At 63.6% G+C, this 12,923-nt stretch carries 6 protein-coding genes; 1 reads left to right on the top strand and 5 read right to left on the bottom strand.

The features are described from left to right. Window positions 1-140: 140 nt before the first annotated feature. Genes XBLMG947_RS12340 through XBLMG947_RS12330 form a run of 3 tightly spaced genes read right to left on the bottom strand, consistent with a single transcriptional unit; the run spans window position 141 to window position 5,305 of the window. Entirely contained in the window at window positions 141-3,311 is a 3,171-nt protein-coding gene (locus XBLMG947_RS12340) for a multidrug efflux RND transporter permease subunit (protein WP_065468981.1), read from the bottom strand. Window positions 3,312-3,323: 12 nt separating this feature from the next. Continuing rightward, window positions 3,324-4,631 (bottom strand): efflux RND transporter periplasmic adaptor subunit, encoded by a 1,308-nt coding sequence (locus tag XBLMG947_RS12335; RefSeq protein WP_065468980.1) that lies wholly within the window; start codon window positions 4,629-4,631, stop codon window positions 3,324-3,326. Between the two features lie 14 nt (window positions 4,632-4,645). Further along, window positions 4,646-5,305: a TetR/AcrR family transcriptional regulator gene (locus XBLMG947_RS12330; RefSeq protein WP_065468979.1), complete on the bottom strand. Its 660-nt coding sequence runs from the start codon at window positions 5,303-5,305 to the stop codon at window positions 4,646-4,648. A gap of 276 nt (window positions 5,306-5,581) precedes the next feature. Between XBLMG947_RS12330 and XBLMG947_RS12325 the strand changes: the two genes are divergently transcribed. Beyond that, window positions 5,582-10,591, top strand: coding sequence for an NAD-glutamate dehydrogenase (locus XBLMG947_RS12325; RefSeq protein ID WP_065468978.1), 5,010 nt, complete (start codon window positions 5,582-5,584; stop codon window positions 10,589-10,591). Between the two features lie 163 nt (window positions 10,592-10,754). Here the strand turns inward: XBLMG947_RS12325 and XBLMG947_RS22660 are convergent, their stop codons facing one another. Beyond that, entirely contained in the window at window positions 10,755-11,291 is a 537-nt protein-coding gene (locus tag XBLMG947_RS22660; RefSeq protein ID WP_139074394.1) for a hypothetical protein, read from the bottom strand. Between the two features lie 75 nt (window positions 11,292-11,366). Then, window positions 11,367-12,794 (bottom strand): DHA2 family efflux MFS transporter permease subunit, encoded by a 1,428-nt coding sequence (locus XBLMG947_RS12320; protein WP_065468977.1) that lies wholly within the window; start codon window positions 12,792-12,794, stop codon window positions 11,367-11,369. Between the last annotated feature and the right edge of the window lie 129 nt (window positions 12,795-12,923).

The raw sequence follows: 12,923 nt of genomic DNA, 5'->3' as shown, positions 1-12,923 counted from the left end.
TGATCACCGTCCAAGGCCATCTCGGCCAAGGACGGTGAAGATATCGAAGACGCGCTACCCCATCAATCGGAAGGCCGCACCACTTAAGTGAACAGCATTACGGTACTGCCGGGGCTTTTGGTTTGCATCGAACGTCTGACTCAGCGATCAGGCCGGTGGGGTCCACCTTCGTTCTGCAGGGCCAGATATTCCTTGGACTGCTCGTCCAGCTTGTCGCCCAGCATGCGGCGCACCACCACGAAGAACAGCGGGATGAAGATCACGCCGAGCACGGTGGCGAACACCATGCCGCCGATCACGCCGGTACCGATGGAGTGACGTGAGTTGGCGCCGGCACCGGTGGAGATCGCCAGCGGCAACACGCCCAGGATGAAGGCGAACGAGGTCATCAGGATCGGGCGGAAACGCAGATGCGCCGCTTCCATTGTCGCTTCGCGCAGGGTCTTGCCCGCCGCACGCTGCTCCACCGCGAATTCCACGATCAGGATCGCGTTCTTCGCTGCAAGACCAATCACCGTGATCATGCCGATCTTGAAGTACAGATCGTTCGGCAACCCGCGCAGCATCGAGAAGGTGATCGCACCCAGCACGCCGATCGGCACCACCATCAGGACCGCCACTGGAATCGACCAGCTCTCGTAAAGCGCTGCCAGGCACAGGAACACCACCACCACCGACAACGCCAGCAACAGCGTTGCCGCATTACCGGCGATGATTTCCTGGTACGACATGCCGCTCCAGTCGAAGCCGAAGCCCGGCGGCAGATCGTTGTTGACGATCTCTTCCATCGCGCTCATCGCCTGGCCGGAACTTCCACCCGGGGCGGGGTTACCGACCAGATTCACCGCCGAATAGCCGTTGTAGCGGTTCAACGCTGGCGAGGCGTAGGTCCACTCTGCCTTGACCACATTGCTCAGCGGAATCATCCCCGGCTGACCGTCGGCACCGGTGGCTGTGGTGCTGGGAGTGAAGAAGTTGCGCAGCGACTCGGGACCGGTACGGAACTGATCGTCGGCGCGCATGTTGACGCGCTTGATGCGGCCCTCGGCGAAGTAGTCGTTGACGTACACCGGCGCCAGCATCAGCTGGATCGAGCTGTAGATGTCGCTGACATTCAGGCCCATCGACTGCGCCTGCACACGGTCCACGTGCAACTGCAGCTGCGGCGAGTTTTCCAGGCCGTTCGGGCGTACGCCCACCAGCGCGTCCTGCTTTTGCGCCGCCTTGCCGAGCACGATATTGCGGGCCTGGATCAGCGCTTCCTGGCCGGCACCGGAACGGTCCTGCAGCCACATGTCGAAGCCACCGAATTGGCCCAGACCCTGCACGGTGGGCAGGTTGACCACGAAGATCTGCGCGCCCTTGATGCCGTAGAAGGCGCCATTGAGTTGCTGGATCAACTGCTCGGCAGTGACGTCGCGTTCTTCCCACGGCTTGAGCCGGATGAAGCCCATACCGACGTTTTCGCCCGAGCCCAGGAAGCTGAAGCCGGCGATCTGCAACATGCCTTCCACGGCCGGCTGCTTCTCAAGCACCGCACGCATCTGTGCGAACGCTTCGTTGGTGCGGATCTTGGTCGCGCCCGGCGGCAACTGCACGATGGCCACCGCAAAGCCCTGGTCTTCTTCCGGCAGGAAGCTGCCCGGCATGCGCGTAAACAGGAAGCCGCACAGCACCACCAGCGCCACGAACGCGATCATCCACGGCGGCGAGCGCTTGAGGGTATGGCCGACCACGCCGACATAGCGATGCGCCAGCTTGTCGTAGTACGTGTCGAAGGTGCGGTAGACCCAGTTCTTCTTGGTGGAGTGGGTCGACTTGAGGAAGGCCCCGCACAGTGCCGGGGTGAAGCTCAATGCCAGAAACGCGGAAAAACCCATCGACATGGCGATGGTCAGCGCGAACTGTTTATAGATCGCACCCGATGCGCCGGGCTGCAGCGAGGAGGGAATGAACACGGCTGCTAGCACCACGGTGATGGCCACCACCGCGCCGGTGATCTGGGTCATCGCCTTCTGGGTGGCCGCCTTCGGCTCCAGATGCTCTTCGCTCATGATGCGTTCGACGTTCTCGATCACCACGATCGCATCGTCCACCACGATGCCGATCGCCAGCACCATCGCAAACAGCGTCAGCTGGTTGATGGTGAAGCCGATGATGTACATGCCGAAGAACGTGCCCAGCAACGCGACCGGAATCACCAGCGTGGGAATCACGGTGGCGCGGAAATTCTGCAGGAACAGCAGCATCACCAGGAACACGAGCACGATGGCTTCCACCAGCGTGTGGATCACTTCCTCGATGGAGATGCGCACGAAGGTGGTCGATTCGTACGGCGCAAACCAGGTCACGCCCTGCGGGAAGGTCGGCTGCAGTTCGTCGAGCTTGGCGCCGACCGCCTCGGACACGTTCAAGGCATTGGCACCCGGCAACAGCTGGATACCGAAGGCGCCGGTGGGCTTGCCGTTGTACTGGGTGTCGAAGCCGTAATTGCTCGGCCCCACGGTCACCCGGGCGACGTCCTTCAAGCGCACGGTGGCGCCGTTGTTGTCGGTGCGCAGGATGATGTTTTCGAACTGGTCCGGCGAGCTGAAGCGGCCCTCGGCCGACACCGTGGCGGTGAAGCTGATGCCTTCCGGGGTCGGGTCGGCGCCCACCGAACCGGCAGCGAACTGCACGTTCTGGTTACGCACCGCCGTCAGCACCTGGGTGGCCGACAGGTTGTAGCCCTGCAGCTTCTCCGGGTTCAACCAGATGTTCATCGCGTACTCGGCACCGAACTGGTTGGTGCTGCCCACGCCGGGCACGCGCGAAATCTGCTCGAGCACGCGCGACCCGACGATGTCGTTGAGCGCGTCGCGGTTGATCGACGGGTTGTCCGAGCGCAGCGCGGCCACCATCAGGAAGCCGGCGTTGGCCTTGGCGACCACCACACCTTGCTGGGTCACTTCCGACGGCAGACGCGGCGTGGCCAGCGACACCTTGTTCTGCACCTGCACCTGCGCGATATCCGCGTCGGTGCCGGTTTCGAAGGTCAGCGTGATGGTGACGCGGCCATTGGCGGCCGAGGACGAGTTGAAGTACAGCAGGTGGTCGATACCGGTGAGCTGCTGCTCGATGACCTGCGTCACCGCCTTCTCGGCGGTGTCGGCGCTGGAGCCGGGGAAGTTGGCGGTGACGGTGACCTGCGGCGGGGCGATCGTCGGGTACGACTCGATACCCAGATTCAGGATCGAGATCACGCCGGCAAGCGAGATCAGGATCGCCACCACCCAGGCAAAGATCGGGTGTTCGATAAAAAACTTAGGCATGTCCGGGTTCCGTCACTGCTGCTTGGACTGGGAGTCGGCCGGTTGCGCGGCCGCGTCCTGCGTGGGCTGTTGCTGGGCGGCCGGCGCCGCTGCATCGGCCTTGTCGGCCGCCGGTGCGGCCTGGGTGTCTCCACCCTGGGCTGCGGCCGGCGCCGCGCCCGGTGCGCCGGGCTGGCCACCTTGTGCGGGCTTGTTCGGATCCCACGGCACGCCCTTGGCCGGTTGCCCTTCCTTGGCCTTCTGCAGGCCATCGACGATGACCTGGTCGCCCTGGGACATGCCGCCGGTCACGATCCACTGGCCCTTCTGCTGGCCGTCGACGGTCAGGTTCTTGCGCACCACCTTGCCGTCCTTGCCCAGCACCAGCGCGTAGGCGCCAGTGGCATCGCGTTGCACCGCCTGCTGCGGCAGCAGGTAGGCGTTGTTGCGCTGGCCCAGGCTGGCCTTGAAGGTCACGAACGCACCCGGCAGCAGCGACTGTTCGGGGTTGGGCAGGGTTGCGCGCAGCGACACCGCGCCGGTGCTCGGGTCCACCGTCACCGCAGACACGTCCAATGTGCCGGGGTGCTGATACTGCGTGCCGTTGCCCAGTTCCACGTTGATGGTGGATTTGCCGTCGCCGCTGAGCTGCACATTGCCGCTGCTCTGCGCCTGACGCAGCGCGGCCAGTTCTTCGCTGCTCATGGCGAAGTTCACGTACAGCGGGTCGATCTGGTCGACGGTGGTCAGCAGGGTGGCTTCACCTGCACCGACCAACGCGCCTTCGGTCACGCGCTGGATCCCGGCGCGGCCGGTAATCGGCGAGGTGACGCTGGCGAAGCCGAGCTGGATGCGCGCAGCTTCGACCGCACCGCGTGCCTGCTGCACGCTGGCACCGGACGAACGCTCGTTGGCTTCGGCGGTGTCGATGTCTGCGCGCGACACGTACTGCTGCGGCGCAAGGCTGCGCGCACGCGTCGCGGCGATCTTGGCGTTGGTATAGGTCGCCTCGGCTGCGGCCAGTTGACCCTGTGTCTGCAGCAGGGTGGCCTTCAGCTGCGACGGGTCGATCTGGAACAACGGCTGGCCTTCTTTCACGTTGGCGCCTTCGGTGTACAGGCGCTTGAGCAGCACTCCGTCCACGCGTGCGCGTACATCGGCCGAGCGGTACGCGGACAGGCGGCCCACCAGGTCGCGTTCCAGTGGCAGCGTCTGCGGTTTCATTTCCAGCACCGACACTTCCGGCGGCGGTGGCGCCTGCTGCTGTTCGGGCTTGCTGCAGGCAGCGAGCGCCACGGTGATGGCCAAGGCCAGGCCGAAGGTGCGGAGTGGGGCAATCATCAGGAGGAACTCCGTTAGGGTCTTGAAGTGAGAAGAGAAGGGGGGGCCAGAGACGGCGCGGCAGACGCCGGAGCAAACGCACGCAAGAAGGTGTCCACGGCAAACTGCGCCCACTGCTGCCTGGCGGGGAGGCCGGCGCGATGGGGGACCTGAAACCGTTGGCGGTCGAAATCCAGCCCGACGATCATGCTCAGCAACAGTTCGGCCATGAAGTGCGGATCGTCATGCCGCAGCTGGCCGGCAGCGATCGCCTGTTCGAAGCGATGCGCCAGGCGCTGCTGCATGCCGACCACGCCGTCGTGGAAGATCTGCTGGGACTGGTCGGGAAACCGGTGCGACTCGGCTTCTACCAGACGGCAAGTCTGTAGCACATCGGGGTTGTTCAGACGGTCAAGATGGGCCAGCGCGAAGGCCAGCAAATCCGCGTGGAGATCGCCCGAGACCGTGCCCAGCGGCCCGGCCGCCAGATGCACGTGGTCCTGAATTACATCGCGCAGCAGATTTTCTTTACAACCGTAATAGCTGTACAGGGTTTGCTTGGAGCAGCCTGCCCGCTCGGCCACCGCGTCCATGCTCAGCCGCATGCCACGCTCGGCAAGCAGCGCGTGCACAGCCGCATGGATACGGCGGTCGCAGTCCGAACGCCGGGCAGCACGGTGGGGACGAGAGGTCATGGCGGTAGACTATACCGTCCAGTTTAGTTTTTAAACAGGCTTGACGGTCGCAGTTTCGTCTGTGCAACGCCTTATGTGCCAAGCATTCGGCCGGACTTTGCCGGTTCTGGCGATCTGGCGCCAGCACCGGGGCGCCCCGTTCCATGAATTACAGAGATGTAATGCTTTTTGTGCTGCGAAGGGCGACGGCGGGGTACGGATTTGCGCTATGCAGCAAGGCGTCGTCATCGCGCACCGGTACAATTCAGTTTTCCTCCGAGCATTCCAGCTCTACTCATGACAGCCAAGAAAGCCGCTTCGAAATCGTCCACGACGTCGGTCAAACCGGTCGCCGAACGTGCCGTCCCCGTGCTTGCCACCGAACCGCAGGCGGTCACCCTCGAACCGGTGTTGGCCGCGATGCGCAAGCGCTACCCGGCCGGCCGCCAGGCAGAGGTCCAGGCGTTCGCCGCCGACTTCTACCGGCGCATGGAGGAGGACGAATTCCCGAACCATCCGCCGGAGCAGTGGGCGGCGCTGGCATCGGACATGCTGGAATTCGCACGCGTGCGCAAGGCCGGCACGGTCAACGTGCGGGTGTTCAATCCCACCTTGAAGAGCCACGGCTACGAGTCGCCGCACACGCTGCTGCAGATCGTCAACGACGACATGCCGTTCCTGGTGGACTCGGTGAGCATGACCCTGTCGGACCTGGGTATCGGCGTGCACGTGCTCGGCCACCCGGTGCTGCGCATCACGCGCGACAAGGCCGGCAAGCTGACGGCAGTGGGCGAGGGCAAGAGCGAGTCGTTGATGGTGCTGGAGATCGATCGCCAGCCGCCGGAAGAAATGCCCAAGCTGGAAGCGGCGGTGCGCAAGGTGCTGGCCGAAGTACGCGCCATCGTGCACGACTGGGCGGCGATGCGCGAAAAGATGGTGATGCTGGCCGACGACCTGGCCACCCGCCGCCTGCCGATCGACGACATCAGCCGCCGCGAAGCGCAGGAGTTTCTGCGCTGGGCCGCCGCCGACCACTTCACCTTCTTCGGCTACCGCGAATACCGCGTGGAGAAGCAGGACGGTCAGGACGTGCTGGCGCCGGTGGAAGAGACCGGGTTGGGCCTGATGCGCGGACACGACACCTCGCCGGCGCGCCCGGTGACCACGCTGGCCGCGCACGGCCTGAATGCCTCGGCCAAGCTCAAGGACGCGTTGATCCTGACCAAGACCAATGCACGTTCGCGCGTGCATCGGGTTGGCTACATGGACTACATCGGCATCCTGGAATTCGACGCCAAGGGCCGCATCGTCGGCGAGCAGCGTTTCCTGGGCCTGTTCACCTCCAGCGCCTATAACCGCCGCCCGTGGGAAATTCCGTTGGTGCGTCAGCGCCACGAGTATGTGATGAGCAAGTCGGGTCTGACTCCGAGCAGCCATAGCGGCAAGGCCTTGCGCCACATTCTGGAAACGCTGCCGCGCGAAGAACTGTTCCAGTCCAACGAAGAAGAGCTGTACCGCACCGCGATCGGCATCCTGGGCCTGCAGGAGCGCGTGCGCAGCCGCATGTTCCTGCGCCGCGACAAGTACAGCCGCTTCATTTCGGCGTTGGTGTATATCCCGCGCGAGCGCTTCAACACCGACGTGCGCCTGCGCATCGAAGCCTTGTTGAAAGATGCGTTGCACGGCGAATACATCGACTCGTCGGTGGTGCTGGGCGAATCGCCGCTGGCGCAACTGCACCTGATCGTGCGGCCCAAGAGCGGCGAAGCGCTCGAGTTCAATACCACCGAGCTCGAATCGCGCCTGGCGCATCTGCTGCGCAACTGGCGCGATGCCCTGCGCGAGGCGCTGGTGGCGCGTCACGGCGAGGCCAACGGCCTGCGCATGGCAGCCAACTTTGGCCGCGCCTTGCCGGCCGGCTATATCGAAGAGTCGTCGATCGAGTCGGCGGTGTCCGACGTCGAACATCTGGCCACGTTGGATGGTCCGGACGATCTGCACCTGAGCCTGCAGGACATCCGTCGCGACGACGGCGCGCGCCAGGACGCGGGCAAAGGCCTGCGCTTGAAACTGTATCGCCAGCTCGACGACATTCCGTTGTCCGATGCGATGCCGATGATGGAAAACATGGGCCTGCGCGTGATCTCCGAGCGGCCATACCGGCTGCAAGTGGGCGAAACGCCGGTCTATATCCAGGATTTCGAGGTCGAATCCACTGCCGGCAAGATCAATGCAGCCAGCGCCGATGCCAGCTTCGGCGAAGCGTTCGAGCGCATCTGGAACGGCGATGCCGAAAACGATGGCTTCAACCGCCTGATCCTGGCCGCTGGCCTGCATTGGCGCCAGGTCGCGCTGCTGCGCGGTTACTGCAAGTACCTGCTGCAGACGGCGGTACCGTTCTCGCAGGCCTACGTCGAAGCGACCTTCACCCGTTACCCGTTGCTGGCACGTTTGCTGGTGGAACTGTTCGAAGCGCGCTTCGACCTGTCCACCGGTAGCGAAACAAAGGGGCAGATCGCTGCCGGCCAGGAACGTCTGCGCGAAGAACTCTCTGCACTGGCGGGCGGCGATGAGGCTACGCTCAAGGCGCTGGAACCGGTCCTGGAGGCACGCGGCGGCGACCGCGCTGCGCAGCAGGAGGCCACCCGCGCCACGCTGTTGAAGTTGATGGACCGCGTCTCCAGCCTGGACGAAGACCGCATCTTGCGTAGCTTCATCGACGTGATCGATGCGACCTTGCGCACCAACTATTACCAGACCGATAAACAGGGCAAGCACGGCCACTGCATCAGTTTCAAGCTGGATTCGGCGCTGGTGCCGGACCTGCCAAAGCCGCGCCCGTATCGCGAGATCTTCGTGTATGGCCCGCGCGTGGAAGGCGTGCACCTGCGCTTTGGCGCGGTCGCGCGTGGCGGCCTGCGCTGGTCGGACCGCCGCGAGGATTTCCGTACCGAAGTGCTGGGCCTGGTGAAAGCGCAGATGGTCAAGAACACCGTGATCGTGCCGGTCGGCGCCAAGGGCGGTTTTTACGTCAAGCGTTCGCCTGTCGGTGGCGACCGCGATGCGATCCAGGCCGAGGGCATCGCCTGCTACAAGCTGTTTATCCAGGGCCTGCTCGACATCACCGACAACATCGTCGGCGGCAAGATCGTGCCGCCGCCGCAGGTGGTACGTCACGATCAGGACGACCCGTATCTGGTCGTTGCAGCCGATAAGGGCACTGCCACCTTCTCCGACATCGCCAATGGCCTGGCGCTGGATCACGGCTTCTGGCTGGGCGATGCGTTCGCTTCCGGCGGCTCGGTCGGTTACGACCACAAGGGCATGGGCATCACCGCGCGCGGCGCGTGGGAGTCGGTCAAGCGCCACTTCCGCGCAATGGGGCGCGATTGCCAGAGCCAGGATTTCAGCGTGGTCGGCATCGGCGACATGTCCGGCGACGTGTTCGGCAACGGCATGCTGCTTTCAAGGCATATCCGCCTGTTGGCCGCGTTCGATCACCGGCATATCTTCCTCGACCCGTCGCCGGATCCGGCGGCCTCGTTCGCCGAGCGCGAGCGCCTGTTCAAGCTGCCGCGTTCCAGCTGGGCCGATTACGACGCCAAGCTGATCAGCGCCGGCGGCGGCATCTATCCGCGCACGCTCAAGTCGATCGACATCAGCGCGCCGGTGCGCGAGGCGCTGGGGCTTGAGTCCAACGTCAAGCAGCTCTCGCCGAACGCGCTGATGAACGCCATCCTCAAGGCGCCGGTAGACCTGTTCTGGAACGGCGGTATCGGCACCTACGTCAAGGCGTCCAGCGAATCGCATACCGATGTGGGCGACCGCGCCAACAACGGTCTGCGCGTCAATGGCGGCGAACTGCGCTGCAAGGTGGTGGGCGAGGGCGGCAACCTGGGCCTGACCCAGCTCGGCCGCATCGAAGCGGCGCAGACCGGCGTGCTGCTCAATACCGACTTCATCGACAACTCGGCCGGCGTGGACACCTCCGATCACGAGGTGAACATCAAGATCCTGCTCAACGACATGGTGCAGGCCAAGAAGCTCACCTATGACGCACGCAACACGTTGCTGGCGTCGATGACCGACGAAGTGGCCGACCTGGTGCTGTGGGACAACTATCGCCAGAACCAGGCCATCAGCTTGATGGAGCGCATGAGCGTCAAGCGGCTGGGCTCCAAGCAGCACTTCATCCGCACGCTGGAACTGCAGGGCCTGCTCGATCGCCAGATCGAATACCTGCCGTCCGATGCCGAGCTGTCGGCACGCAAGGCGCGCGGGCAGGGGTTGACCCGCCCGGAGCTGTCGGTGCTGTTGTCGTATTCCAAGCTGGTGGCGTTCCAGCAGTTGCTGGAATCGGATATCCCCGAAGACCCGTACCTGTCCAAGGAACTGCAGCGCTACTTTCCGCAGCCGCTGCAGAAGAAGTACGCAGATGCGATGGAGCGCCATCGTCTGAAGCGCGAAATCATCGCCACTGCGGTGACCAACACCACCATCAACCGCATGGGCGCCACCTTCCTGATGCGTATGCAGGAAGACACCGGCCGCAGCATCGGCGAGGTCGCCAAGGCCTACACCATCAGCCGCGAAACGCTGGATGCGCGCGCGCTGTGGACGCAGATCGATGCGCTGGACGGCAAGGTGCCCGAGTCGGTGCAGATCGATGCGCTGGAAGTGATCTGGCGCCTGCAACGCTCGTTCGTGCGCTGGCTGTTGCTGTGTCCGGGTCAGATGCCGGGCATCACCGCAGCGGTGGAGCGGTATCACGGCCCGTTCAACGATATCCGCGTGGCATCGGGCGTGTTGTCCGACACACAGCGGCCGCTGTACGAAGCCAGCGTGCAGGAATGGCAGGACAAGGGCTTGCCGCCGGCACTGGCGCAGCAGTTGTCCGAGTTGCGCTATCTGGAACCGGCGTTCGACATCATCGAAACCGCGCGCACCCGCAAGCTCAAGCCGGTGGAAGTGTCCAAGGTGCACTTCCGCCTGGGCGAGGCGCTGCGGCTGCCGTGGTTGTTCGAGCAGATCGACGCGCTGGAGGTCAACGGTCGCTGGCATGCGGTGGCGCGCGGCGTGCTGCGCGACGAACTGGCTGCGCATCAGCGTGTGCTGGTGGGTCAGGTGCTGACCATGTCCGGCAGCAGTGCCGAGGACAAGGTGGCCAACTGGATGCAGCGTGACGATTCCAGCCTGCGCTTCACCCTGGCCATGCTCACCGACGTGGCCGAGCAGAAGACGCTGGACTACCCGACCGTGTCGGTGGCAGTGCAGCGGTTGGGCCAGTTGGCGGCGCACGGGCTGTAAGCAGTACGACAATGCGGTGGCGAAGCTTGCTTCGTCACCGCGGTTGGTCACGGTGTCTTGAAAACGCCCCCTTGGGCGGTTTTTTGCGTGGTGTCGTCTTCACATGCAGAGCCAAGCTCTGGCTAGCTGTCCAAAGCTATCAATAACGGCGAAAAGCGTTGCGTTATTTCAGTGTTGCCAGCCTATGCTCGACGTATTTCCTTAGACTCGCATCACCGGGTTTAAAATCCGAACCTACGAATATTACGAGCTTGCCTTCATTCGCCGCAGATTTGAGTGGGCCTGACTTTTGTGGGCTTTCTGCTGTGAGAACGACTGCATTGCTTGATCGTTCAGCCAGGTCTGAATCAGTCGCTCCCATTGGTAAACCCGAGCCCTTCCGTTTGCATGGTGCCTTCGGTCGGTAATAGTCTTCGTGCCACTCCTTTTCCGCTGGAGACTGAAAGCTACCTTGTCCGAAGCCTACGTAGGGCGCTCCGAATCCTAAGGAACGAGTGGTACTTACAGAGTTGCGCTCTCTTATTTCCTGGATCGAATTTTTCAGTTCGCTTTTTCGGTCGGGAATCGCTGCCAGCTCAGTGTCAATCTCGGGGGTTGTGCATATCTTGTAACGGTGCGCTGGTAGCTCTTTTTCAAGGTCTATCTCATGTTTGACAATGTAATTCCAGGTGCAGGAATCGATGTATATAAAAATTTTCATGCGCGATTTTACTAATTTTAAGTTGGCTTATTAGCGGGTATGCGCAATTAGGCTGCCGAATTGCCGGCAGGATGCCTAGGCCCGATGCCCACTCATCTCCTGCCCGGCATGCTTGTCGAAGCGCACATGCCACCAGGTGGCGCTGAGCGAAATCAGGCTGACGATGCAAAATGCCAGCGAAAAATCGCCTTGTTGCGGCGTTTCGTGGTCGCCGGCCAGCATCGCCAGGTTGAGGATCATGGCGCCGGCGCAGACGCCGACCGAGAGCATGAGCTGCTGCATGGTGGTGTACAGACTGCTGGCGCGGCTCATGCGCGCGCTGGGCACGTTTTCGTAGGCGATGGTGTTGTAGGCGGCGAACTGGAACGACATGAAGCCGCCGCAGCACAGCAGCAGGCCGAACATCAGGACCGGCGGCCAGTCGGGGCGAAACAGCGCGCACACCATGTAACCCAGGCTGGCGAGCACGCCGTTGCCGATCAGGCTGTTGCGGTAACCGAAGCGGCGCAGCAATTGCGGAGTGATGCTGCGCATGAGCAGTGCGCCGAGCGCGGTGGCCAGGATCAGCCGGCCGCTCTGCGCAGCGCTCATGCCGAAGCCGATCTGAAACAGCAGCGGCAACAGAAACGGTTGCGCGCCCTGGGTGATGCGCATCAGCGCACCGCCGATCACCGACAACCGGAACGACTCGATCCGCAGCAAGCTCAGATCCAGCAGCGGAGCGGGGTGGTGAAGCGCGTGCCAGAGATAACCCAACGCCGCGCTGCCGCCGATCGCCAGCAGCCAGCTGGCTTCGCCGATGCCGTTTTCCTGGCTGACCATCTCCATTCCGAACAGCAGGCAGCCCAGTGCCGTGCCGCACATCACGAAGCCGCGCAGATCGAAACGCGCCGGCGCCGATTCGGTGGGAATGTCCGGAATGAAACGCCGCACCAGCAGAAAACCGGTGATACCGATCGGTACGTTGATATAGAAGATCCAGCGCCAATCCAGATACGAGACGAAAAAGCCGCCCAGCGGTGGGCCGAGCATCGGGCCGATGAAGGCCGGTACCAGCGTCCAGGCCATTGCCGACACCAGATGGCGACGTTCCACCGTGCGCAACAGGATCAGCCGGCCGAGCGGGGCCATCATGGCGCCGCCGGCGCCCTGCAGTACACGCGCAGCCACCATGGTGGGCAGGCTGTCGGCCAGCGAACACAGGATCGAGCCACCGACGAACACCCAGATGGAGGCGCCGAACACGCGGCGAAGTCCGAAGCGGTCTGCGATGGCGCCGCTGGCCGGGATCAACACTGCCAGCGCCAGCAGGTAGCTGGTCATGGCGATGCTCATGGCCGGGGCCGCCACGCCGAAGTCGCGCGCCAGGGTCGGTAGCGCGGTGGCCAGCACGGTGGCATCCATCTGCTCCATGAAAATGGCGCAGGCCAGGATCAGCGAGATGATGCGGTAATCGGGATAACGCGGCGGCGTAGCGCCGGCCTCGGACACGCTGAAGGACATCGGACTCTCGGTTGCGGGGCCGCGCCGCCTGGGCTGCAGATGGCAGCAGGGTCGCCCCGCGTCGCACGGTGTTGTGCGGTGCAACATGGATATTGTCTACTTGTGTAGCTTCGCGTTCAAGCGAACGGC

The organism is Xanthomonas bromi, assembly GCF_900092025.1.
GTDB classification, from domain to species: Bacteria; Pseudomonadota; Gammaproteobacteria; order Xanthomonadales; family Xanthomonadaceae; genus Xanthomonas; species Xanthomonas bromi.
The sequence above is the reverse complement of the archived record's forward strand: the minus strand, read 5'-3'. Positions and strand labels throughout refer to the sequence as shown.